The organism is Pseudazoarcus sp. NS36, from assembly GCF_059703705.1.
In genome coordinates this window covers 304,415-327,283 of record NZ_BAAKJA010000003.1, presented here as the reverse complement: position 1 = coordinate 327,283, position 22,869 = coordinate 304,415, and the positions used below count along the sequence as shown (strand labels likewise).

Annotated in this window: 22 protein-coding genes; 18 read left to right on the top strand and 4 right to left on the bottom strand. The window is 64.0% G+C overall.

The window, feature by feature from the left end; translation table 11 throughout:
* Positions 1-44 precede the first annotated feature (44 nt).
* Both AC6H0R_RS06800 and AC6H0R_RS06795 read right to left on the bottom strand, forming a co-directional pair.
* Entirely contained in the window at positions 45-1,037 is a 993-nt protein-coding gene (locus tag AC6H0R_RS06800) for a TRAP transporter substrate-binding protein (RefSeq protein WP_497580592.1), read from the bottom strand.
* Between the two features lie 84 nt (positions 1,038-1,121).
* Positions 1,122-2,360, bottom strand: coding sequence for a pyridoxal-phosphate-dependent aminotransferase family protein (locus AC6H0R_RS06795; RefSeq protein WP_497580591.1), 1,239 nt, complete (start codon positions 2,358-2,360; stop codon positions 1,122-1,124).
* Positions 2,361-2,487: 127 nt separating this feature from the next.
* Here AC6H0R_RS06795 and AC6H0R_RS06790 point away from each other — a divergent pair, with 127 nt between their 5' ends.
* From AC6H0R_RS06790 to AC6H0R_RS06775, 4 genes are all read left to right on the top strand, one after another.
* On the top strand, positions 2,488-3,180 hold the full coding sequence (locus AC6H0R_RS06790) for a GntR family transcriptional regulator (protein WP_497580590.1): 693 nt from the start codon (positions 2,488-2,490) through the stop codon (positions 3,178-3,180).
* Positions 3,177-6,218: an FAD-binding and (Fe-S)-binding domain-containing protein gene (locus AC6H0R_RS06785; protein ID WP_497580589.1), complete on the top strand. Its 3,042-nt coding sequence runs from the start codon at positions 3,177-3,179 to the stop codon at positions 6,216-6,218. The genes AC6H0R_RS06790 and AC6H0R_RS06785 overlap by 4 nt, the downstream gene beginning before the upstream one ends.
* A gap of 86 nt (positions 6,219-6,304) precedes the next feature.
* Complete coding sequence (locus AC6H0R_RS06780) at positions 6,305-7,822, top strand: malonate--CoA ligase (protein ID WP_497580588.1); 1,518 nt, start codon at positions 6,305-6,307, stop codon at positions 7,820-7,822.
* 96 nt (positions 7,823-7,918) lie between these two features.
* Positions 7,919-8,686: a 2-keto-4-pentenoate hydratase gene (locus AC6H0R_RS06775; RefSeq protein ID WP_497580587.1), complete on the top strand. Its 768-nt coding sequence runs from the start codon at positions 7,919-7,921 to the stop codon at positions 8,684-8,686.
* A 70-nt stretch (positions 8,687-8,756) separates the two neighbouring features.
* Here AC6H0R_RS06775 and AC6H0R_RS06770 read toward each other — a convergent pair whose 3' ends face one another.
* A complete protein-coding gene (locus AC6H0R_RS06770; RefSeq protein ID WP_497580586.1) occupies positions 8,757-9,902 on the bottom strand; it encodes a glycoside hydrolase family 3 N-terminal domain-containing protein in 1,146 nt (381 codons plus the stop codon).
* A gap of 109 nt (positions 9,903-10,011) precedes the next feature.
* On the opposite strand from AC6H0R_RS06770, the gene AC6H0R_RS06765 reads away from it, so the two are divergent.
* From AC6H0R_RS06765 to AC6H0R_RS06700, 14 genes are all read left to right on the top strand, one after another.
* Positions 10,012-10,557: a YdcF family protein gene (locus AC6H0R_RS06765; RefSeq protein WP_497580585.1), complete on the top strand. Its 546-nt coding sequence runs from the start codon at positions 10,012-10,014 to the stop codon at positions 10,555-10,557.
* Complete coding sequence (locus AC6H0R_RS06760; RefSeq protein ID WP_497580584.1) at positions 10,554-13,505, top strand: AMP-binding protein; 2,952 nt, start codon at positions 10,554-10,556, stop codon at positions 13,503-13,505. The genes AC6H0R_RS06765 and AC6H0R_RS06760 overlap by 4 nt, the downstream gene beginning before the upstream one ends.
* 31 nt (positions 13,506-13,536) lie before the next feature.
* Positions 13,537-14,061, top strand: a complete 525-nt coding sequence (gene def / locus AC6H0R_RS06755; RefSeq protein WP_497580583.1) for a peptide deformylase — start codon at positions 13,537-13,539, stop codon at positions 14,059-14,061.
* A 71-nt stretch (positions 14,062-14,132) separates the two neighbouring features.
* Positions 14,133-14,564 (top strand): YqaA family protein, encoded by a 432-nt coding sequence (locus AC6H0R_RS06750; protein WP_497580582.1) that lies wholly within the window; start codon positions 14,133-14,135, stop codon positions 14,562-14,564.
* 149 nt (positions 14,565-14,713) lie between these two features.
* The gene (gene pmrG / locus AC6H0R_RS06745; protein ID WP_497580581.1) at positions 14,714-15,409 is read left to right on the top strand and encodes a lipopolysaccharide core heptose(II)-phosphate phosphatase PmrG; all 696 of its coding nucleotides are present in this window, start codon (positions 14,714-14,716) and stop codon (positions 15,407-15,409) included.
* A gap of 215 nt (positions 15,410-15,624) precedes the next feature.
* On the top strand, positions 15,625-16,425 hold the full coding sequence (locus AC6H0R_RS06740) for a molybdate ABC transporter substrate-binding protein (protein WP_497580580.1): 801 nt from the start codon (positions 15,625-15,627) through the stop codon (positions 16,423-16,425).
* A 7-nt stretch (positions 16,426-16,432) separates the two neighbouring features.
* Positions 16,433-17,458, top strand: a complete 1,026-nt coding sequence (locus tag AC6H0R_RS06735; RefSeq protein WP_497580579.1) for an iron ABC transporter substrate-binding protein — start codon at positions 16,433-16,435, stop codon at positions 17,456-17,458.
* Positions 17,459-18,460, top strand: a complete 1,002-nt coding sequence (locus tag AC6H0R_RS06730) for a FecCD family ABC transporter permease (protein WP_497580578.1) — start codon at positions 17,459-17,461, stop codon at positions 18,458-18,460.
* On the top strand, positions 18,457-19,221 hold the full coding sequence (locus tag AC6H0R_RS06725) for an ABC transporter ATP-binding protein (RefSeq protein WP_497580577.1): 765 nt from the start codon (positions 18,457-18,459) through the stop codon (positions 19,219-19,221). Before AC6H0R_RS06730 ends, AC6H0R_RS06725 begins: the two co-directional genes overlap by 4 nt.
* 199 nt (positions 19,222-19,420) lie before the next feature.
* Positions 19,421-19,978: a hypothetical protein gene (locus AC6H0R_RS06720; protein ID WP_497580576.1), complete on the top strand. Its 558-nt coding sequence runs from the start codon at positions 19,421-19,423 to the stop codon at positions 19,976-19,978.
* A gap of 103 nt (positions 19,979-20,081) precedes the next feature.
* Positions 20,082-20,399, top strand: a complete 318-nt coding sequence (locus tag AC6H0R_RS06715; protein ID WP_497580575.1) for a type II toxin-antitoxin system RelE/ParE family toxin — start codon at positions 20,082-20,084, stop codon at positions 20,397-20,399.
* Positions 20,400-20,402: 3 nt separating this feature from the next.
* Positions 20,403-20,696: a helix-turn-helix domain-containing protein gene (locus tag AC6H0R_RS06710; protein ID WP_497580574.1), complete on the top strand. Its 294-nt coding sequence runs from the start codon at positions 20,403-20,405 to the stop codon at positions 20,694-20,696.
* 178 nt (positions 20,697-20,874) lie between these two features.
* Positions 20,875-22,026: an ImmA/IrrE family metallo-endopeptidase gene (locus AC6H0R_RS06705; RefSeq protein WP_497580573.1), complete on the top strand. Its 1,152-nt coding sequence runs from the start codon at positions 20,875-20,877 to the stop codon at positions 22,024-22,026.
* The gene (locus tag AC6H0R_RS06700) at positions 22,026-22,493 is read left to right on the top strand and encodes a PIN domain-containing protein (protein ID WP_497580572.1); all 468 of its coding nucleotides are present in this window, start codon (positions 22,026-22,028) and stop codon (positions 22,491-22,493) included. The genes AC6H0R_RS06705 and AC6H0R_RS06700 overlap by 1 nt, the downstream gene beginning before the upstream one ends.
* An 85-nt stretch (positions 22,494-22,578) precedes the next feature.
* Here the strand turns inward: AC6H0R_RS06700 and AC6H0R_RS06695 are convergent, their stop codons facing one another.
* Entirely contained in the window at positions 22,579-22,869 is a 291-nt protein-coding gene (locus tag AC6H0R_RS06695; protein WP_497580571.1) for a formate dehydrogenase subunit delta, read from the bottom strand.

The window sequence follows — 22,869 nt, the reverse complement described above, 5'->3', positions numbered from 1 at the left end:
CGGCCCCGACGGCGGAAGCTCCGCAGTCAGGGCCGATGCTCTGGTTACATTCCGGCGCCGAGCGCAATGGCCTTGTCGACCAGCTTGCCGCCTACCGGGATTTCCTTGCCGAACTCTTCATACACGCCCTTGCTGGCGGCGATGAAGGCGTCCTTGTCGGCTTCGTTCACCGCAACGCCGGCGGCCTTGATCTTCGCGAGCAGCTCACCGTCCAGGCGGTCGGCGGTCTCATACACGAAGGGCTGCACGTCCTTGGCGGTCTGCATCAGGATTTCCTGCACGTCTTTCGGCAGCGACTCGAACTTGCGCTTGCCCGCCGTGAGGTAGGCCGGGGTGTAGACGTGGCCGGTCATCGACAGGTACTTCTGCACTTCCTGGAACTTGGAAGAGTAGATCTGCGTGAGCGGGTTCTCCTGGCCGTCCATGACGCCGGTCTGCAGCGCAACGAACACCTCGGACAGGGCCATCGGCGACGGGTTGGCACCATAGGCCTGGAACATCTTCACGCGCCACACACCCTTGGGCGTGCGCAGCTTCATGCCCTTGAGATCTTCAGGCTTGACGATCGGGCGCACGTTGTTGGTGATGTTGCGGAAGCCGTTCTCCCACACGCCAAGGACCTTGTAGCCCTTCTCTTCGGCCAGCGGGGCCAGGCTCGGCCACACGACTTCGGCTTCGATCTTCTTCATGTGGTCGCGGTTCTTGACCAGATACGGCATCTCGAACATGCCGAAGGCATCCACCGTGGACGACATCACCGAAGAGGGCAGGGCCAGTTCCAGCGTACCCAGACGCAGCTTCTGCATCATTTCGGAGTCGCTGCCCTGCTGGCTGGAGCCGAACACGACGACCTTGCCCTTGCTGCCGAGACGCTCGTTGGCGACGCGGGCAAATTCATTGGCAGACAGCTCGAACAACGAGCCCGGGCCACCGACGTGGCCGAGACGGACTTCGACCTGCGCGTGGGCAGTAGCCGCCAGACCGGCCGCTGCCACCGCAAAGACCCCTGCGGCGACGATCTTCTTCATCTTGAACATGCTTTGTCTCCTCTCTTTGTGAAGTCGATATCTTTCGACTGCTCCGCCGGGGTGATCCCCGACGGAGGTACTGCAAGCCCCTGCTCAGGCAGCGACTTTCAGGCCTGATTGTTGCGGGTGAGCCATGAAGTAGTCCATTGCGGCTTGTACGCCACTGCCGGCGATCTTCACGCCCGACAGCTTCAGGCCCATCTCGACGCCCGACAGCGTGGCCATCAAGGTCAGGTCGTTGCAGTCACCCAGGTGACCGATGCGGAACATGCGGCCCTTGACCTTGCCCAGACCCGTACCGAGCGACATGTCGAAACGCTCGTAGATCAGGCGGCGGATGGCGTCGGCGTCGACACCGACCGGCGTGATCACACCGGTCAGCACCGGCGAATACACGGCGGCGTCGGCGCACTGGATCGGCAGACCCCAGGTCTCGACCGCCTTGCGCACACCCGCGCCCCAGCGCTGGTGACGCGCAAAGACGTTGTCCAGGCCTTCGCTCATCAGCATGTCGACGGCTTCATACAGGCCGTAGAGCAGGTTGGTGTTCGGGGTGTAGGGCCAGTAACCGGTCTTGTTGCCTTCGATGATCTCGTCCCAGGCCCAGTAGGCCTTGGGCATCGTGGCTTTCTTGCTGACTTCGATGGCCTTGGGCGAAACCGCGTTGAAGCTGATGCCCGGCGGCAGCATCAGACCCTTCTGCGAGCCGGACACGGTGACGTCCACGCCCCACTCGTCGTGGCGGAAGTCCGCGCAGGCCAGACCGGAAATGGTGTCGACCATCAGCAGCGCCGGGTGCTTGGCCGCATCGATGGCGCGGCGTACGGCGGCGATGTCCGAGGTCACGCCGGTCGAGGTCTCGTTGTGCACCACGCACACGGCCTTGATCTGGTGACCCGTGTCTTCGCGCAGACGCTTCTCGATCAGGTCAGCCTGCACGCCGTTACGCCATGTCACCGGCAGACCGGTGTCATCGGTGCCCGGCAGCGACAGGAATTCGGTCTTCACGCCCAGACGGGTAGCCATCTTGTGCCACAGCGACGAGAAGTGACCGGTTTCGTACATCAACACCAGGTCGCCCGGGTTGGTGACGTTGACCAGCGCAGCTTCCCAGGCGCCGGTACCGGACGCGGGGTAGATGATGACCGGGTGCTTGGTCTTGAAAATCTTCTGGATGCCGGCAATCACTTTCAGGCCGAGCACCCCGAATTCGGGGCCGCGGTGATCGATCGTCGGCAAGCTCATCGCCCGCAGGATGCGATCAGGTACGGGACTCGGGCCGGGGATCTGCAGGAAGTGCCGGCCGCTGGGATGTGCATCAAGGTTCAACATTCAGGGTTCCTCCAAACGGTAGGCTAAGTTTTGCATACAAAATACGTTTGTCAACCAAAAGCTGGTTTCAGTCGCCTATAATGGGCGCGCTCACAACTGCATTTTTGAATACAAATTACGGACGACCATGAATAACATCGTCTCCATCCCGCGCCAGTCGCTGCACCAGGAGGTCGCGAACCGGCTGCGTCAGCGCATCATCGAGGGCGACATGACGCCCGGCGCCAAGCTCAACGAACGTGAGTTGAGCGAGGTCATGAACGTCTCGCGCACCCCCTTGCGCGAGGCCATCAAGATGCTCGCCGCCGAAGGGCTGGTTGAACTGCTGCCGAATCGCGGCGCAGTCGTGGCCCAGCTCGACGAACAGGACGTGAGCGACACCTTCGAGGTCATTGCCGGTCTTGAAGGCCTGTCGGGCGAACTGGCCGCGCAACGCATCACCGCCGAGGAGCTGGCCGAGATCCGCGCGCTGCACTTCGAGATGTGCGCGGCCCACGCGCGACGCGATCTGCCGACCTACTACCGCCTCAACGCGGCCATTCACGAGCGCATCAACGCCGCCGCACGCAACCCGGTGCTGGCCCAGACCTGGCGCACCGTCAACGCGCGTCTGCAGGTGCTGCGATTCCGCTCCAACCTCGATGGCGCCAAGTGGGATCAGGCGCTGGTCGAGCACGAGCAGATGGTCGAGATGCTGACCACGCGCGATGCCGACGGGCTGCGCAAGCTGCTCATCACGCATTTGCTGGTGAAGCGCGACACGGTGATCGAGCTGATGCGCTCGGGTCGCCTGCACCAGCCGAGGAAGGAAAACGCATGAACAAGCCCCTGCCGCTCGCAGTTGCGCGTGACAACGCCGAGGCCGGCGCTGCCGAAGTTGCACGACGCGGCGCACCGGACGCGGCCGAACTGGCGCGCCGACTGGCGCGTGAAACCTCCGGCGAAGTGCTGTTCGACTCCGCTTCGCGTGGCCGCTACGCCACCGATGCCTCGATCTACCAGATCATGCCGACCGGTGTGTTCGTGCCGAAAAGCACGCAGGATGTGGCCGCCGCCATCGACATCGCGCGCGACCTGAAGGTGCCGATCACCTCGCGTGGCGGCGGAACTTCCCAGTGCGGTCAGACCATCGGCGCCGGGCTGGTCATCGACAACACCAAGTACCTGCGCAAAGTGCTGGATTTCGACGTCGAAGCCGGCACGGTCGAAGTCGAGCCCGGCATCGTGCTCGACCACCTCAACGCGCAATTGAAGCCGCACGGCCTGTGGTATCCGGTGGATGTCTCCACCGCCGCGCAGGCCACGCTGGGCGGCATGGCCGGCAATAACTCCTGCGGCAGCCGCTCGATTGCCTACGGCAACATGGTGCACAACGTGCTGGGCGTGAATACCTGGCTGGCCGACGGTTCGGAGCTGGCGCTCGGTCCGGTCGGCGGCCTCGGCGAGAAGGAGCGCGCGCTGGCAGACTACGTGCGCGGTCTGGTCGACACGCTGCGCCCGGATATCGACGCCATGTGGCCGCGCGTGATGCGTCGCGTGGCGGGCTACAACCTCGACATCTTCCATCCGATGAGCGAGAAGCCCTACACCGCCGACGGCAGCGTGAACCTCGCGCATCTGCTGATCGGTTCGGAAGGCACGCTGTCGGTCACCAAGAGCCTCAAGCTCAAGCTCTCGCCGCTGGCCAAGTCCAAGGTGCTGGGCGTGGTGAACTTCCCGACCTTCCACAAAGCCATGGATTCGGCCCAGCACATCGTCAAGCTGGGCCCCACCGCCGTGGAGCTGGTCGACCGCACCATGATCGATCTGTCGATGAACAACCCAGCTTTCCGCCCGGTCATCGAAACCGCGCTGATCGGCTCGCCGGCCGCCATCCTGCTGGTCGAATTCGCCGGCGACGACCGTGCGGCGCTGCTCAACCAGCTCGCACAGCTGGTCGAACTGATGGCCGATCTGGGCCTGCCCGGCAGTGTTGTCGAAATGCCTGAAGAAGCCGCGCAGAAAGCGCTGTGGGAAGTGCGCAAGGCCGGTCTGAACATCATGATGAGCCTCAAGGGCGACGGCAAACCGGTGTCCTTCATTGAGGACTGTGCGGTGCCGCTGGAGCACCTGGCCGAGTACACCGACGGTCTCACCGAAGTCTTCGCCAAGTACGGCTCGCGTGGCACCTGGTATGCCCACGCTTCGGTCGGCACGCTGCACGTGCGCCCCATTCTCGACATGCGCCGCGACGGCGCGTCCAAGATGCGCGCCATTGCCGAAGAAGCCTCCGCGCTGGTGCGCAAGTACAAGGGTGCCTACAGCGGCGAGCACGGCGACGGCCTGTGCCGTGGCGAGTGGATCGAGTGGCAGTTCGGCCCGAAGATCAACGACGCCTTCCGCGCGCTCAAGAACCACCTTGATCCGGCCAATCTGCTCAACCCCGGCAAGATCATCGACCCGCCGAAGATGACGGACGAGAGCCTGTTCCGCTACCCGCCGTCGTATCGCACCATCGAACTGAAACCGGTGTTCGACTGGTCGGCATGGGACGTGCAGAACGACGCCGTCACCGAAGAGACCACCGCCCCCGGCACCGGCGGCGACACCACGCACGGCTTCGCCAAGGCCGTCGAGATGTGCAACAACAACGGCCACTGCCGCAAGTTCGACGCCGGCACCATGTGCCCGAGTTACCGCGTCACGCGCGACGAAATGCATCTGACGCGCGGCCGCGCCAACACGCTGCGCATGGCGCTGTCCGGCAAGCTCGGTGAAGACGCGCTGACCGGTGATCTGGTGAAAGAAGCCATGGACCTGTGCGTCGGCTGCAAGGGCTGCAAGCGCGACTGCCCGACCGGCGTGGACATGGCCAAGATGAAATACGAGGTGCAGGCCCACCGCGCCCGCCGCTATGGCGTGTCCCTCAAGGACAAGCTCATCGCCCACGTGCCGGCCTACGCCGGGCTGGCCAGCAAGCTGCCGTGGCTGTTCAACCTGCGCGACATGATCCCCGGCTTTGCCACGCTGAGCGAAAAACTGCTCGGCCTGTCGGCCCGCCGCAGCCTGCCCAAGTGGCGCCGCGACACCTTCTGGCGCGACGCACGCAAACTGCGTCTGGCCAGCCGCGAGGAAGTGCTCAGGGCCGACAAGGGCGTGGTGCTGTTCGTCGACACCTTCAACGGCTTCCTCGATTCCGAGAACGCCATTGCGGCGGTGGGCGTACTGCAGGCGGCCGGCTACAAGGTGCATGCCGCACGCGGCAAGGCCGACGCCAATCTGTGCTGTGGCCGCACCTATCTGGCCGCCGGCATGATGGACGAGGCGCGCGGCAAGGCCTCCGAATTGCTCGACGCCATGCTGCCGTTTGCCGAGAAGGGTCTGGCCATCGTCGGCCTGGAGCCGTCCTGTCTGCTCAGCCTGCGTGACGAGATGCTGGTGATGGGCTTTGGCGACAAGGCCAAGACGGTGGCGGCCCGCGCGCAACTGTTCGAGGAATTCATCGCCGCCGAAGCCCGCGCCGGCCGCTTTGCGTTGAACCTGCGCCCTGCGGTTCAACCGATCAAGGTGCACGGCCACTGTCACCAGAAGGCCTTCGCTGCGGTCACCCCGGTGCTCGACGTGCTGCGCATGATTCCCGACGCCAAGCCGGAGCTGATCGAATCCTCGTGCTGCGGCATGGCCGGCGCCTTCGGCTACGAGGCCTCGCACTACGACGCCTCGATGAAGATGGCCGAACTCTCGCTGCTGCCGGCCGTGCGCTCGGCCCCGGACGCGATCATCGTCGCCGACGGCACGAGCTGCCGCCACCAGATTGCCGACGGTGCCCAGCGCGAGGCCGTGCACGTGGCGGTGGTACTGGCGGATCATCTGAACTGAGCCGTTCACCGCCTGCGCCTCGTTTGACCACGACAACGCAGGCGGCGGATACTTCGCCCCCCGGAACACACGCGAACGTCTTCGAAATGCAAAACAAAAACCTGTATCTGACGCTGAAAAGCGGTTTCCCCGAGTCGCCCGACGCCCCCGCGCTGGAAACTGAAACCGGGGTCGTCCACAGCTACGGCGAGCTCGACCGGGCGAGCGCGCGCTACGCCAACCTGATCGCTTCGCTCGGCGTCATGCCGGGTGACCGCATCGTGGTGCAGATCGACAAATCGCCCGAAGCGCTGTTCCTGTATCTGGCCTGTCTGCGCGCCGGCGCCATTTTCGTACCGCTCAACTCCGCCTATCAGCGCAAGGAACTGGCCTATTTCCTGACGGACGCCGAGCCGCTCATGGTGGTGTGCAGCCCCTCGCACGAAGACCTGTTCCTCGACATCGCGGCCGACGCCGGCAACCCCACCGTGCTGACGCTGGGCGACCACGGCAACGGCACCGCGCCCGAACGCGCCTCGACCATGTCGGAGCTGTTCGACACCGTGCAGCGCGAAGACGACGATCTCGCCTGCATCCTCTACACCTCCGGCACCACCGGCCGCTCCAAGGGCGCGATGCTGACGCACCGCAACCTCGCTTCGAACGCGCAGACGCTGCACAAGTACTGGGGCTTCGTGCCGGGCGACGTCGTGCTGCACGTGCTGCCGATCTTCCACGCCCACGGCCTGTTCGTGGCCTGCCACTGCTCGCTGCTCAACGGCAGCCTGATGCTGTGGCAACCGCGTTTCGACGCGCATCGCGTGATCGAACTGCTGCCGCGCGCCACGGTATTCATGGGCGTGCCGACGCTGTACACGCGGTTGCTCGAACAGCCCGAGTTCAACCGCGAACTGACCGCCCACATGCGTCTGTTCGTGGCGGGTTCCGCCCCGCTGCTGGCCGAAACCCACCGCGAGTTCGAGCGCCGCACCGGCCAGGCCATCCTGGAGCGCTACGGCATGACCGAAACCGTCATGCTGACCTCCAACCCGTATGACGGCGAACGCCGCGCGGGCACCGTCGGCTACCCGCTGCCGGGGGTGGAGCTGCGCATTGTCGACAACGACGACCAGCCGCTGCCGCAGGGTGAAACCGGCCACGTGCAGGTGCGCGGCCCCAACATCTTCCCCGGCTACTGGCGCATGCCCGAAAAAACGGCCGAGGAATTCACCGCCGACGGCTACTTCCGCACCGGCGACCTCGGCCTGATCGACGCACGCGACTACGTGCATCTGGTCGGCCGCTCGAAGGACCTCATCATCACCGGCGGCTACAACGTGTATCCGAAGGAGATCGAGAGCTGGATCGACGAAATCGAGGGAGTGCGCGAGTCCGCCGTGATCGGTTTGCCGCATCCGGATTTCGGTGAATCCGTCACCGCCGTGATCGTGCCCGAGCCGGGCGCCAAAATCGACGAAGCCGCAGTGGTGGCTCTTCTCAAGGCAGAACTCGCCGGTTTCAAGGTGCCCAAGCGAGTGTTCTTCCTTCCTGAGCTTCCGAGGAATACGATGGGCAAGGTGCAGAAGAATCTGCTCCGCGACACCTTTGCAAGACAGGTTGATTAACAGGCGTCCAGGGTCATCGGCGACCGGCTGCTGAGCGGTCGGATCGCTGACAACCCGAAGCGTCGCAAAGCCGGACCACCGGCGGGGAGAGGAGCCATGGACAAGCAAGCCATCCAACGCGCCGCACAGGCGCTGCTCGACGCACGTGCCGCCGGCACCATGTTGCAATCATTGCCGGCCGGATGCGAGCCGACCGACTTTGCCGAGGCGTACGCCATTCAGGACGCCGTATCCGACGCGCTCGGGCCGGTTGGCGGCTGGAAAGTCGGCGCCAAGGAACCCGGTGCCGAACCCACCTGCGCGCCGATGCCGGCCTCGCTGGTGCACGCCTCAGGGCATCGCATGCCGGCCTACACCGCCGACAAGTGCGGCATCGAATGCGAGATTGCGGTGCGCATGAAGCAGGACCTGCCGCCGCTCGGCCGGCCCTACACCTATGACGAGGTACTCGCTGCGATCGACTCCGTGCATCCGGCCTTCGAGATCGTGACCTACCGCCTGATGACGCACGCCCACCAGAGCCGCGTCATCCTTGCGACGGACGCCTTCGGCAACGGCGCCTTCGTGTATGGCGATGGCCGTCCCGACCTCATCGGACTGGACCAGACCCAACAGCGCGCGCAACTCGATGTCGACGGCGAACGCTGGGTCGAGAAGACCGGCGGCAACCCAGCGGGCGACATCTTCCGTCTCGTGCATTGGCTGGCCAACCACGTCGCAATCCGCGCCGGCGGCCTGCGCAAGGGCCAGTTCGTGACCACCGGCAGCTGCACCGGCATGCTCTTCGTCAATGGTGGCGAAGCGCTGCGCGCCGACTTCCCCGGCCTGGGCTTTGTCGAGATGGAGATCGGTCCGAAGGACTGATCCGCGTCCCGGAAGGCGGCCCGTACGGCTGCCTTCCATACCACCACGCAACGCGCGCCGCAGCCCGGAATCAGCCCGCCATCGGTGCGCGCAGCGCCGCACGCACTTGGCGCACGCGCGCGGCCGAGGCCTTGATGGCCTCTTCCGACAATTGTCCCCGCGCGATTCCCTCCCGCACCCAGGCCACCGCACGTTCGGGCACCCGGGGATCGTAGCCAAAGAGATTCTTGATCATGACCAGATCGTTGCCCGCGGCCAGTGCGGCAATGAAAGCTTCCTTGCGCGGCAGGATGGCGCTGATGGCGCCCATATCGATGTCATCGGTCATGACAATCCCCCGATAGCCCAGCTTCTCACGTAACAGACCCGTGATGATCGGCGCAGACAGCGTTGCCGGCAGGCCACTTGGATCGAGCGGGTCAACGCGCAAATGCCCGATCATCACCATGGGCGGCGGCGTTGGAGCCGCAAATAGCTTTGCAAAGGGAATCAGTTCGGCTTCGCTCCAGGTGAGAGAAGCATTGGCCGGTTCGAGATGACTGTCGTTGAAGGCATGGCCATGACCCGGGAAGTGCTTGGCCGCGCAGGCCAGCCCCGCCTGCGCGCTGCCCGAAACAAAAGCCGTCCCGTATTCGGCAATGCGCTCCACATCACTGTCATAGGCCCGCCCGAACTGACCAATGGCCGGATTGCGCGGATCATGGACATCCAGCACCGGCCCCAGCGTCAGGTTGAAACCGATCCGGCGCAGCTCGGCCGCCGCATTGGCATAGATGCTCTGGGCCTCGGCGGGCGACAGCTGGTTGCACACGTCTTGCGCGCCCGGCAAGATGGTCACCCCATGCCTCGCCTTCAGCCGCTGGACCCAACCGCCCTCGTGATCAATGGCTAGCAAAGGCGGCGTCTTGGCCGCGGTAAAGAGTGACAACAAGGCGGCAAGCTTTTCGGGCTTGCCGACATTGTGATTGACGAAAAACACCGCGCCGACCTGACCGCGGCGAACCTGCCGCGCCAGTAGCCTCACCGAAGCGGAATTGGGACCGGAGCCATAGAAGCCCATCAGCAAAAGCTCGGCCACATCGTTTGCCAGCGGATCTCTGGGGCGCAACAGGCCGGTCCAAGCCAGCGGGTAGGCCAGCATGCCGCGCAGTATTCCAAGGCCCGCGCGCGTGGCACGAAAAGGCCTTTTCCAATACAGATGCAGGGTTTTCAACATCAGTCTGATCCATTCGGCCCGTGGGTATACTTCAAACCATCAGATCAATGATCCAGTCATTCTTCTTTTGGCAAGCTCAGGTCAATGATTACAAACGGAGCTACAGAACGTGCTGGACGTCGACAGGCTGAAACCTGAAGAAAACCCATTCCCTCCCGATCGGCTTTTACAGGCCGATGTCGCACTTGTACTCGGAATGAATGAGCCTTTGCGGCCCGCAGCCCACGCCATTGATCTTTGGCAACGGGGCTTTGCCCGCCGTCTCTTATTTACCGGCGGCTTCAACGCCCGGCTCAATGCAGTCGAAGCCGAGATCATGGCCGAAGCCGCGCGTCAGGCCGGCCTGCCCGACGAGGCCATTCTGCTTGAACCCCTGGCCCGCAATACCGATCAGAACGCCGAATTCTCGGCGCGCCTTCTGGCGCGGGAAACCACGCCCAGCTTGCTCATTGTCACCGTTCATTTTCATCTGCGCCGCGCGCGTCTTGCGGTACGCCGATGGCATGGGTCCGACATCACATTGGGCTGGAGCTGCTATTCCAGCCGCCATTATTCGGCAGACAACTGGCAGGCCTCCGAGCATGCCTGTCGGGATGTCGCCAACGAGACCGCTAAAATCGAACAGTATTATGCCTGCGGGCAAGATCTGCCGTGAAAGAGCTCCAGCAGATACCCGCCATTGCCTATGGCGACGAATTGCCGCCCCGTTTTCCGACTTTGGCCGATGCCCTGCTGGATGGTATGGCGAGAGCGGGAAATGCGAGCTTCCTGAGCATCCAGGCCGATGGCCGCCATGTGGACCTGCCGTGGCAGCACAGCCTGGCGCGGGCCTGGCGCATGGTCGGGGCCTTGCAGGCCGAGGGCGTTGCCCCCGGAGCGGCCCTGGTGCTGCGTTTGCAGGAGGCGGATCAGATCGTCTCTTCCATTCACGCCGGCATTCTGGGGGGCTATGTCATCGTCCCCATGACGGGGCGCCCGACGCTGCCCCTGCCGGACATCGTGGTGGCGCAGTTCAAGCAATGCCTCGACATCGACCCCGCCACCTTCCTGCGTCTCAGCACAGCCGCAGGGCAGGTGCCTTCCGATCCGGTACGCGGCGACGCGAGCACGCTGCGCTTCGGCATCGCGACCTCGGGCACCACCGGCACGCCGCGGCTGGTCGGACTGTCGGACGCGGCCGCCTTGGCGCGCTGGTGGCCAAGGCGGCCGCAAGCCAGCCATGCGCGGGGCTTCCTGTCGTGGACCTCGTTCGACCATGTAATGGGCATCGGCATCGCCATGCCCGATCTGCCGGTCAAGGTGCATTTGTCGACGCAGCGCTTCATCAGCGCGCCGCTGTCCTGGCTCGACGCGCTGGCGCAGAGCGGCGCAACCCATGCAACGACCACCAGCTTTGGTCTGGATCTGCTCGTAAAAGCCCTGGCGCGCGCGCCGGAGCGCACATGGGATCTGCGTCATGTGCAGCGAATCGGCGTGGGGGCAGAAACGGTATCGCGCGCCACGGCCGAGGCGGCTCTGCGCGCACTGGCCCCCTTCGGGCTGCGTGAGGATGCGCTGATCGCCGGCTACGGGCTGTCGGAATGCGGCCCGGTCGCGGGTGGCAGCACCTCGCTGATGCTGTCGGACAACGCGGATGAGGCTCCGCCAGAGCTGGATCGCCCAACGGCAGGCCATGCTGTGCGCATCGTCGATGCCGAGGGTGCCCTGCTGAATGAAGGCGAGGTCGGCGCCATCGAAGTGCGCGGCCCGACCATGACCTCGGGCTATATCGGCGATCCCGAGGCCAACCGCCAGCTGTTCACCGAAGACCATTGGCTACGCACCGGCGATCTCGGGCTGCTGCGGCAGGGCCGGCTGACGGTGACGGGCCGCGCCAGGGAACTCATTGTCGTTAACGCCAGAAAGATCGCCTGCCAGGAGATCGAAGCGGTCCTGCGGCAGGCCACCGGGCAGCGTGAGATCTACGCGGCGCCGCTGACTGCGGGCAGCCCCCCAACGCAAGGCGCGCCCTGCGGCATCTTCATCGTCTGCGAAGAGTGCGCCCAGCCACAGGCCCTTGCCCAGACCATTGCAAAGGCAATGGCCAAGGCCTTCAGGTTCGTGCCGGCACGCGTCTCGCTGCTGTCACCCGAACTCGTGCCGCGCACCGCCCTGGGCAAGGTGCGCCGGCTGCAACTGCCGCAGGTCGACAGCCCGAACATTGCCTATCAGGCCGCGCACAGAAGCACCCCGCAGGACGCATTCGAGCCCATGCGGGCGATCTGGCGCGACATCCTGCAGCGGGAAGGCGAGATTGATCCTGACGAGGATTTCTTCCTGCTGGGCGGAGATTCCCTGATGGCGGTGCAACTAGCGACCGAGATCGAGCGCCTGTTTGGCCGGAACCTGAATTTCCAGGATTTCCCGGAAGCCCTCAGTCTCCGGGCGATCTGCGCGCATCTCGGCGGCACCGCCCCCGCACCCGCAGCCACGGCGGCGCCGTGGCGGGACAAGTTGCATCACCTGACGAAAGACTGGCCCGGAACACCCGGGCTCGAAGGCGGGCTGATCCGCCACCTCAGCGCCGGCCAGACCCCGCAAGAGAACGCCACGCTGTTCTGGTGCGCACAGATCGCAGTCGAGGCCGCCAGCCTGGCCGAGGCGCTTTCATCCCGATTGAACACCTACGTGCTGCGTTCGGGCGACCACCTGTTCCGTTACGGCACACCGGAATCCCGCGCCGCAGCCCTGCATTACGCGGACGAAATCCAGCGGCTGGCGCCCGAAGGCCCGTTGGTCTTCGGCGGCAACTGCCAGGGCGCGACGATGATGAACGAGATCATTCCCGTGCTGCGTGCGGCCGGGCGCGAGATTACGCTGTTCGTCGTTGCCGATGCCAACTTCCTGAAGCTGAGCAAGGACAAGGCCTTTGACGTGCCGGTCGCGCTGATTGCCATGAGCGGCAGCCGCTTCAACCCTCAGCGCTGGTTCAGGCATTCCGAGGTCGGCCTGCGCAAATTCGCGCCCAAAGGGCTGATGTTCAGGGTCATTCCGGGGCGATATACCGAGGCCTGGAGAAAGCCCAATCATCTGCTGGTTGGCGAGGCACTTGTGCAGGCCCTGCATTGGGCCCGAGGGCCATTGCCGCAGCTGGATCTGCCCGCCCCTCTGCCCGTCGAAAGCAGTTTCTACGAGCGTCGGATCACCGCGCGGTCCAAGAAGCTGGCGCTTTTTGCGGGTGAAGAACATGATCTGAAGATCAGGCTCACCAATCAGGGCGGCGTCCCCTGGCTGCCCTTCGAGCAAAGCGGGCTGGCCGTGGGCAATCACTGGATGAGCGCAGACGGCGAGATGCAGGTCTGGGCCGATGGGCGCTGCCCCTTGCCGGTGCCGGTGGCGTGCGAGGAAACGATTACCCTGACCCTGCCCATCCGCGCACCTCGTGTTGTCGGCCCGGCTCTGCTGGAGGTGGACCTGGCCGAAGAAGGGGTACGCTGGTTCGCCGACCTGAATGGGCCACCACTGCAGATCCGGGTTTTGGTGAAGGAAGCGCCGAAAGTTCGACAATGGTGGGCTTCGCTTATGCACGCGGGCAGAAGCCGCCTGAAGAAGATCACGGGCTAGCCACCCCCACCGGCTTTTACAAGGAAAACACATGGCCGTACGACCGATTCTGAAAATGGGCGACCCACGCCTGCTGGTGCCGGCCGAACCGATCACCGAGTTCGACACGCCCGAACTGCACGCGCTGATCGAGGACATGTTCGACACCATGGCCGACGCCGGCGGCGTCGGGCTGGCCGCGCCGCAGATCGGCGTCGGCCTGCAGCTGGTGATCATGGGTTTCGAGCGCAGCGAGCGTTATCCCGATGCCGAGCCGGTGCCGCAGACCATCCTGCTCAATCCGGTCATCACACCGCTGTCCGACGACATGGACGACGGCTGGGAAGGCTGCCTGTCGGTGCCCGGCATGCGCGGCCTCGTGCCGCGCTACACGCACATCCGCTACACCGGCTTCACCCCGCAGGGCGAGCCCATCGACCGCACGGTAGACGGCTTTCACGCGCGCGTGGTGCAGCACGAATGCGACCACCTGGTCGGCATGCTCTACCCCATGCGCATCCGCGACATGACGCAGTTCGGCTTCACCGACGTGCTGTTTCCGGCCCGCAAGGACTGAACCCTCATCGCCGCAAGCACTCCACTCCGGACCCTGCGCTTCGGCGTTACCACTGACTGCCTTCCCCGCCGATGACCGCCTACTTCGGGCTGTTCCTGTCCGCACTCGTCGCCGCGACCATGCTGCCGCTGCAGTCGGAAGTGGTGCTCGCCGGCCTGCTCGCGCTGGGCGAGCACCCGGTGTGGGCGCTGCTCGCTGTGGCCACCGCCGGCAACGTACTCGGCGCCGTCATCAACTGGCTGCTGGGCCGCTACATCGAACACTTCCGCCACCGCCGCTGGTTTCCGCTGCGCGAATCGCAGCTCGACCGTTTCCAGCGCATGTATCACCGCTGGGGTCGCTGGTCGCTGCTGATGAGCTGGGCACCGTTCATCGGCGATCCGCTCACCGTGATTGCCGGCGTGCTGCGCGAACCGCTGTGGAGCTTCGTGCTGATCGTGCTCATCGCCAAACTCGGCCGCTATCTGGTGGTGGCCGGCCTCACGCTGGGCGTGCTTGGCTGAGCCACGCGGTGTGGGTCTCGTAGTGCCCGAAGCTACCTGCGTCCCCAGGAATCCGGATCGGTAACACCGCTGCAATCCCGCGTCCTCAGTATGCGAAAGGCCGAGCAACTTCGCTCGGCGCCTGAAACGCACACGGCAAGGACAAGCTCATGCAGAACAGATACTTCAATGCGGACAGATCGGACACTGCGCTTCAGGAAAGTACGCGTCGGCAGCGCGTGGCCAGATGGTGCAGACGCAAGGCCGTACTGCTGATCCCCGCAGCGCTGGTGATCTACGTAGGCGTGCTGGTGGCCCGCCCCCCGTCGGTGACGGACCTGTCGGAAGCAACGAGGACAACGGTGCCCGAGCTGCTGTCGGCCTGGCAGGAAGGGGAAGTGATTGTTCTGCTGCGCCACCTTGAGCGTTGTGATCGTGCCGACGCGCCCTGCCTGCACGGTAAGGAGAGCGGCATTACGGCACGCGCCGTGCCCGCAGGGTATGAACTTGGCAGGGCTTTCGAGCAGCTCGGCCTGGCGAACGCCGACATTTCGAACAGTCCACTCGCGCGTACCGCGCAGACGTCGAGAATCGTGTTCAACCGCGAGGACGAGGACCAGATCTGGCTGTATCGCTGCAAGGACGCGATAGCGGACAGCGTGCAGCAACGCAAGACGCAGGGTCGAAACCTGATACTGGTCACCCACAGCGGTTGCATGAAGACCTTCCTGAAAGAGCTGGGGTTTGACGATGACAAGCCAGCCTATGGAACCGCCTTGTTCGTATCCGCGCAGCACAGCAGCCACCGGCTGCGAATTCTGGGGTATCTGGATATCGAAGACTGGGAAGCAGTGCTCAAGCTCTGAGCCTGCACCTGCCAGGCACAAGCCCGGTGTCCGGGGCCGCAATCCTCCTGTCGACCACCCGCAACGTGCCGGTCGATGCCAAGCATCACCCTCGCCGACCGAACTGCGGCTGCCGGAAAACCCCCTATGCACAGGATTTCATTTCGTACTAGCCCTTATGGCCCCTGTGCATAGGCGCGCTTAGCATCGGTCGCCTATCCCCAACGGAGACGACGATGAATCCCGCACTGCTGTCCTGCGCGCTGGCCGCCTGCCTGCATTCCGGCGCTGTACTGGCCCAGGCCAAACCCGAAGTTTCGCTGTTCGCCGCGGGCAGCCTGAAGGCGGTGCTGACCGAAGTATCGAAGGATTTCACGGCCAAGACTGGCCAAGCGGTTGCCGGCAGCTTTGGCCCGTCCGGCCTGCTGCGCGAGCGCATCGAGAAAGGCGAGGCGGCGCAGGTCTTTGCCTCCGCCAACATGAAGCACCCCAAAACCCTGGCGGACGCCGGTGGCTGGAGTGCACCCACGGTATTCACGCGCAACAACCTGTGCGCGGTGGCGCAGCCGGAAGTGAAAGTCAGCAGCGCAAACCTGCTCGAAGTGATGCTCGACCCCGCCGTGAAGCTGGGCACTTCCACACCCAAGGCCGATCCGTCCGGCGACTACGCCTGGGCGCTGTTCGAAAAGGCCGAGAAGGTGCGCGCCGGCTCGTTCAAGGCGCTGGACGCCAAGGCACTCAAGCTCACCGGCGGGCCGGATTCCGCCAAGGCGCCGGAAGGCCGCAACCCCTACGCGTGGGTGATGGACGAGGGCAAGGCGGACGTCTTCCTGACCTACTGCACCAACGCCGTCGCAGCCAAGAAAGACTTGGCCAAGCTGCAGATCATCGAGATTCCGGCGGAACTGTCGGTGGGCGCAACCTACGGCCTCACCGTACGCGACGGCGCACCCGAAGCCGCCAATTCGCTGGCTGAGTACATTCTGTCGCCGGCCGCGCAGGAGGTGTTCAAGCGCTATGGATTCGGAGCCATCTGACGGGTTGTTGAACCCCGCGCGGCGGCGCGCGCTGGCCGGTGTTAGCGCGCTCGCGCTGGCACCCTGGTGCGCGGCCGCCGCAGTCGAAATCACCGACGGCGCCGGCCGTCGCGTGGCGCGCAGCGGGCCGGTGCGGCTGGTGTTCCCGGCCGGTGGCCCGGCCGCGATCCTGCTGTACACCCTCGCACCTGATCTTCTCGCCGGCTGGCCACGCGCCAACCGCGCGCCGGAGCTGGCCTATCTGTTGCCGGGCGTCGGCGACCGGCCCGAAGTGGGGCGGCTCACCGGGCGCGGCGGCACGGCCAACCTCGAAACCGTGCTCGCGCTCAAGCCCGATCTGATTATCGACAGCGGCTCCACGCGCGGCACCTACATTGACCTGGCCGAGCGCGTGCAACGCCAGACCGGCATTCCCTACGCGCTGTTCGACGGCCGGCTGGAAGCCATTCCCGATACCTACCGCGCGCTCGGCCGCCTGACCGGCCGTGAGGCGCGTGCCGAGCAACTGGCGGCGTGGTCCGAGCGTGCCATGGCCACGGTGCGCGAGCGTCTGGCCGATGTGCGCGAACAACCGCGCGTGTATTACGCCCGCGGCCCGCGCGGGCTGGAGACCGGGCTGGCGGGTTCGATCAACGTCGAGATCATGGATTTCATGGGCCTCACCCACTTCGGCATGCGCATGCCGGGCGGGCTGGCCAACGTGCCGCTGGAAGAAGTGCTGTGGTGGGACCCTGAAGTCATCATCACCATCGACCGTGACTTCGCCGCTGCCGCGCGGCACGACCCCGTGTGGGCGGGCGTCAGCGCCGTGCGCAACGGCCGCGTGCATCTGTCGCCCAAGCTGCCCTTCGGCTGGGTGGATTTCCCGCCCAGCGTCAATCGCCTGCCGGGCCTGTTCTGGCTCGGCCAGAAGGTGCATCCCGAGCGCTTCCCGGAAGACCTCGCCGCGCTCACGCGCGAGTTCTACACGCTGTTCTATCAGGTCGAGCCCGGCGACGCGCAGATCGCCGACGTGCTCGAAGGGCGCGGCTGAATGCGCTTCGGTGCGCTCGCGGCGTGGGGCGTGCTGGCGCTGGGCGTGGCGGTGGCGCTGTCGGTGGGGCGCTATGGATTGGGCGCCGGCGACCTCATCCAGGCCGTGAGCGACTGGCTCACCCGCCCCGACGACGTGCCGCCCGGCACCAATGAGACCGTGCTGCTGCAAATCCGCGGCCCGCGCATTGTCGCGGCGCTGGCGGTGGGCGCCGGGCTGGCCGTGGCCGGCGCCACCTTCCAGGGCCTGTTCCGCAACCCGCTGGTGTCGCCCGACATCCTCGGCGCCTCGGCCGGCGCCGCGCTGGGCGCGGTGCTGGGCATCTTCTTCTCGCTCGGCGTGTTCGGTATCCACGCCGCGGCCTTTGCCGGCGGCCTGCTGGCGGTGGGCGTGGTGTATGCCGTGGGCAGTTCGCTGCGCCAGGGCGACCCGGTGCTCGTGCTGATCCTGGCCGGCGTGGTCATCGGCTCGCTGCTCGGCGCCGGCATCGGGCTGGTGAAGTATCTGGCTGACCCCTACAACCAGTTGCCCGCCATCACCTTCTGGCTGCTCGGCAGCCTAGCCGGCACCACCGCCGGCGACCTGGCCGCGCTGCTGTGGCCGGTGCTGGCCGGCGGCGCGCTGCTCATGCTGCTGCGCCACCGCATTGATGTCATGTCGCTGCCCGAAGAAGAAGCCCGCGCACTGGGCGCCCCCACCACCGCATTGCGCATTGCACTAGTCGTGGCGGCCACGCTGGTCACCGCAGCCGGCGTGGCGCTGGCCGGGGTGGTCGGCTGGATCGGGCTGATGGTGCCGCATATTGCGCGCTTTCTGGTCGGCCCGTCGTTCAGCCGCCTGCTACCGGCCAGCGCGGTGCTGGGCGGCGGCTTCCTGCTGCTCATCGACACGCTGGCGCGCAGCATGGCGCCGGTGGAGATCCCGCTCGGCCTGCTCACCGCCGTCATCGGCACGCCCTTCTTCATCTGGCTGCTGCGCCACGCGCACCGGAGCTGGACATGATCGCCGCGCACGCGCTGTCCATCGGCTACGGCCGCCGCGTGGTGGGTGAGGGCTTCGACTTCGCCATCCGCCCCGGCGAGGTCGTCGCCCTGCTCGGCCCCAACGGCTGCGGCAAGACCACCCTGCTCAAGACCCTGCTCGGCCTCATTGCCCCGCTGGCCGGCGAAGTACGGCTGGACGACGTGCCGCTGGCCCAACTCACCGTCACCCACCGCGCCCGCCGCATGGCCTACGTGCCGCAGCACGCATCCTCCACCTTCGGCTTCTCGGTGCGCGAAATCGTCCTGCTCGGCCGCACAGCCCACGGCCGCCTGTGGTCGCCCCCGTCCCGCCACGACCGTGAAGTGACCGATGCCTGCCTCTCTCGCATGGGCGTCGCGCACCTCGCCGACCAGCCCTTGCACCGCGTCTCCGGCGGCGAGCGCCAGCTCGCGCTGGTCGCCCGCGCCCTGGCCCAGGAACCCGCCCTGATCCTGCTAGACGAACCCACCGCCAGCCTCGACTTCGGCAACCAGGGCCGCGTCCTGCGAGAAATGCGCCGCCTCGCCAGCGAGGGCCTCGGCGTGATCTTCACCACCCACGACCCCAACCACGCCCTGCGCTACGCCGACCGCGCGATGCTGATACGGGACGGGCGGCTGCTGGCGGACGGGGCGGCGGATGAGGTACTTACGGCCGAGGCGTTGGCGGCGATGTATGGGACGCAGGTCGCCGCACTACGGGATACGGCGCATGACCGGGCGTTCTTCGTAGCGGAATGAGCAGTGATGTCACTAGCGACTCGCACCCAACTTCCGCGGCGATCGCACCGAAACAGGGTAATTTGCGTATTCCTAAAGCATTTCAAGACCCCACCTGAAAATCCAATGGCATACTCCTCGCTGTCTGTTGTGCGCATGCGCTGAGCACGCCCCCGGCAGCACCGCGCATTTCCGGTCTTGACCACTTACAGGAGTAGCAATGAAGCTTTTTCTCTCCACCGTTCTGGCTCTGGCAATTCTTTCTGGCTGCGCCACCGGACCGACATACATGGGGCATCCGGTGCATCAGGCGGCTTTCAAGGTGGACGGCGGCAAAACGATCAGTCTGCCTGTGACCCAAGCCGGCGCACTACCGGCCGAGAACGAGCACTACAAGATCCAATTTGCCGGATTCAGCGCCTCGGTCAAAAAGGGCAATCCGGCCGAATCCGAACTGGTTTGGGGGTTCGGCTTGACCGCCAAGAACGCGATCGAGCTCGCATCCGTGATGATCGAAGTAGTTACCACCAACGGCGAATTGGAGAAGGTGGTGGAAGACCGAACTCCAACGCTCAAAGGCAAAGGATGGACGGGACGCATGCCCCCTCTGCCAATGACGCGAGAGGCTGTCCCCTGGCTCTACGAGAAAGGCAATTCAACGTTCGTCTTCAAGTTCACCATCCAGGCGAAGGACGGCAGCTCGGCGGTGCTGTATCAGCCCTCTGTGATCACCTCAGGTGCAAAATCCATGTATCTACAACTTATCGCCGGGCGCTGACAGTGGCCGGACTGGCTTGGGCTAACGTCAGCGAAGCCTCTCGCCACGCAGCGCCGATATGCCAGTACTTGTATAGCCATGCAAGTACTGGCATAGTCGCCGCATGAAGCCGCTGCGGTTTGTCGGCTCCAGCCTGGAAGACCTGCGCAGCATGCCGGCTACCGTGCGGCACGCGCTGGGTATCGAACTGATGACCGTCCAGTACGGCGGCGAGCCGCGCGACTTCAAACCGATGAAAGCAGTCGGCGCGGGCGCGTACGAGATTCGCTACCGGGACATTCACGGCGCGTTCCGCGTGATCTACGTGGCAAGGCTGGCGGATGCGGTCTATGTGCTCCATGCCTTCCAGAAGAAGACGCAGAAAACACCCCAGTCGGACATCGACCTCGCCGCCCGGCGCTACAAGTCGATTGGAGAATGAACCATGCACGACACCGACACCCGTATCACCGAGAGCAGCGGCAACGTCTTTCTCGATCTCGGCTTCGATGCCGCAGAGGCGGAAGTGATGAAGCTGCGCGCCGAGGTCATGATCCGCACCGCGCAACACCTGAAAGAGCGCGGCTGGACGCAAGCCGAGGCTGCGCGTCAGCTCGGCATCACCCAGCCTCGTGTCTCGCGTCTCATCAAGGGCAAGGTAGAAGACTTCAGTCTCGACATGCTGCTGACCTTGGCGGCAAGGGCTGGGCTACATACGGAGTTGCGGCTGACGGCCTGAGTCCGTAAGCGGTATAGATTCAAGACCTGACCCCGATTACGATGATACCGATTACGACCCGCTTACCCAAAGGGGCTGCATACTCTTCACGATCCGTGAGTGTTAAAGCTAGATGCAAGTTATGCTGAACGGGGAAAATCCTCAGGTACAAATTACAGCATGAGACGAAGGCAATGAGATGGCGCGCGCGAAAGAAGCAATTCCGGTCAATCCTGCGATAGTGAGGTGGGCGCGCGAGCGCGCCGGATACTCAATTGAAGATGCCCGCCGCATCTTTGGCAAGATCAATGCTTGGGAAGCTGGCGAAGCATGCCCAACATACGGACAAATAGAAGAAATGGCCGATCGGTTCAAAACACCGGTTGCTGTTTTCTTCTTTCCGCAGCCTCCCCAACTCCCCGCTCTTACCCAATCTTTCCGCACCTTGGGCGTTGACGATTTTGCGGCAATGCCTAGGTCCGTCCGGCTGCTGCTCCGAAAAGCTCAAGCTATGCAGATCAACCTTTCTGAGTTGAACGATGAAAGGAATCGTGCCGAAGGCCTAATTACCCGTGATTTGCAATTCTCCGTCGACAGCTCATTGAACGAAATCGCTGCTGCGGTTCGTGATTATCTGGGCGTTTCGATTGAGGAGCAGTTCAGCTGGAAGGGCGTTGATCACGCTCTTGAGGCTTGGCGTGAACGTTTCGTGGTGCGCGCCGGAGTATACGTCTTCAAAGATGCATTCCACGCAGACGAGTACTTTGGGTTTTGCCTCTACGGAGATGAATTTCCTATTGTTTATATAAACAATAGTGCAACAAAGTCTCGCCAAATATTCACTCTGTTTCATGAACTCGGACACTTACTATTCCACACTAGCGGAATTGACGTTTTTCACGACTCATTTATTGATCGGCTAGACGGCGCAAACAGGAAAATTGAGATCATCTGCAATGGGTTAGCTGCACGTGTTCTCGTGCCAGACGATGTGCTTGACAGGATGATTGACGGCATTAAGGTTGATCGAGAAGTCGCTGCAGGCCTCGCTGAATGCTTCAACGTTAGCCGAGAGGTCATTTACAGAAAATTCTTAGATCGCGGACTGGTAGGTCGTAACGAGTATGACGAAGCAACCAAAGAGTGGGTTGCTCAGATCAAGCCAAAGAAATCTACTTCAGGGAATTTCTACAATAGTCACAGGGCCTATTTAGGCCAACGATACATTGACTTGGCGTTTTCCCGCTATCACCAGCAGCGTTTCGATCGAAATCAACTTGCAGAGTACTTAAATCTCAAACCGAAGAATCTTCCAGCATTCGCGGAGAAATTCGCTGGGGGGGCGCTTTAATGTACGTTCTAGATACGAATGTAATTTCCGCCCTGCATAGAAACTACTACCGTAAACGCTTCGTCTCGCTATGGGGAAATTTTGACGCATTGGTTGCTGGCGGACGAATCACTTCGACACGCGAAGCCTTTCGTGAGCTGCACGATGGAATTCCAGGTGACGACACCAAGTGGGCAGCGGAGAACGTAGATCTCTTTGCTGTCCCAGATGCAGCGGAGGCAGCGTTTGTTGCTGAAATATATTCAGTTGCTCACTTTCAGGCAAACATCGAAAAACAGAAGCTGATCCGCGGTGGCAGAAACGCTGATGCATTCGTGGTGGCGCGAGCGCGAGCACTCGGAGCGACTGTCGTCACAATGGAAAAGCTCAAGCCAAACGCCGTCAAAATACCCAACATTTGTGCCCATTTCGGTGTTGATTTTCTTGATCTTGAAGGCTTCATGGAGCAAGAAGGCTGGGTCTTCTAAACCCCGTCACGGCCTGACCTGCCAGCCACCGTAAACGCAAAAGCCGGCGTCTCCGCCGGCTTTGTCATTTCAGGATCTCAGGCTTTCAACCCGCGTCCCCACCCCCCGCAGGCCCCTTCCACTGCTCTTCCTCGTCGATGCTCGCTTTGCCTCCGAGCAGCGCAGTGCGGTTTCGGTCCAGCGCGGCGGCTACGACCGGCAGCAGTTCTTCGTCGCCGTAGGCGTCGACGTGCTGGATGAGGGCGTGGCGCATGCGGGGGTCCCAGAAGCGCTTGATGTGGCCGGCGGTGTCGTCGGCGGCGACTTCGATGGCGACTTCGGGCTCGAAGAAGGTGCCGATCTGGTTAGCCATCTTGATGAGGGTCTGGACGTTCAT

Bases quoted from the DNA above. Each gene is read 5' to 3' on its own strand.
- AC6H0R_RS06725 (WP_497580577.1), top strand. From the start codon at position 18,457: ATGATCGCCGCGCACGCGCTGTCCATCGGCTACGGCCGCCGCGTGGTG.
- AC6H0R_RS06780 (WP_497580588.1), top strand. From the start codon at position 6,305: ATGCAAAACAAAAACCTGTATCTGACGCTGAAAAGCGGTTTCCCCGAG.
- AC6H0R_RS06715 (WP_497580575.1), top strand. From the start codon at position 20,082: ATGAAGCCGCTGCGGTTTGTCGGCTCCAGCCTGGAAGACCTGCGCAGC.
- AC6H0R_RS06790 (WP_497580590.1), top strand. From the start codon at position 2,488: ATGAATAACATCGTCTCCATCCCGCGCCAGTCGCTGCACCAGGAGGTC.
- AC6H0R_RS06785 (WP_497580589.1), top strand. From the start codon at position 3,177: ATGAACAAGCCCCTGCCGCTCGCAGTTGCGCGTGACAACGCCGAGGCC.
- AC6H0R_RS06730 (WP_497580578.1), top strand. From the start codon at position 17,459: ATGCGCTTCGGTGCGCTCGCGGCGTGGGGCGTGCTGGCGCTGGGCGTG.
- def (WP_497580583.1), top strand. From the start codon at position 13,537: ATGGCCGTACGACCGATTCTGAAAATGGGCGACCCACGCCTGCTGGTG.
- AC6H0R_RS06710 (WP_497580574.1), top strand. From the start codon at position 20,403: ATGCACGACACCGACACCCGTATCACCGAGAGCAGCGGCAACGTCTTT.
- AC6H0R_RS06740 (WP_497580580.1), top strand. From the start codon at position 15,625: ATGAATCCCGCACTGCTGTCCTGCGCGCTGGCCGCCTGCCTGCATTCC.
- AC6H0R_RS06720 (WP_497580576.1), top strand. From the start codon at position 19,421: ATGAAGCTTTTTCTCTCCACCGTTCTGGCTCTGGCAATTCTTTCTGGC.
- pmrG (WP_497580581.1), top strand. From the start codon at position 14,714: ATGCAGAACAGATACTTCAATGCGGACAGATCGGACACTGCGCTTCAG.
- AC6H0R_RS06775 (WP_497580587.1), top strand. From the start codon at position 7,919: ATGGACAAGCAAGCCATCCAACGCGCCGCACAGGCGCTGCTCGACGCA.
- AC6H0R_RS06795 (WP_497580591.1), bottom strand. From the start codon at position 2,360: ATGTTGAACCTTGATGCACATCCCAGCGGCCGGCACTTCCTGCAGATC.
- AC6H0R_RS06700 (WP_497580572.1), top strand. From the start codon at position 22,026: ATGTACGTTCTAGATACGAATGTAATTTCCGCCCTGCATAGAAACTAC.
- AC6H0R_RS06770 (WP_497580586.1), bottom strand. From the start codon at position 9,902: ATGTTGAAAACCCTGCATCTGTATTGGAAAAGGCCTTTTCGTGCCACG.
- AC6H0R_RS06695 (WP_497580571.1), bottom strand. From the start codon at position 22,869: ATGAACGTCCAGACCCTCATCAAGATGGCTAACCAGATCGGCACCTTC.
- AC6H0R_RS06705 (WP_497580573.1), top strand. From the start codon at position 20,875: ATGGCGCGCGCGAAAGAAGCAATTCCGGTCAATCCTGCGATAGTGAGG.
- AC6H0R_RS06800 (WP_497580592.1), bottom strand. From the start codon at position 1,037: ATGTTCAAGATGAAGAAGATCGTCGCCGCAGGGGTCTTTGCGGTGGCA.
- AC6H0R_RS06750 (WP_497580582.1), top strand. From the start codon at position 14,133: ATGACCGCCTACTTCGGGCTGTTCCTGTCCGCACTCGTCGCCGCGACC.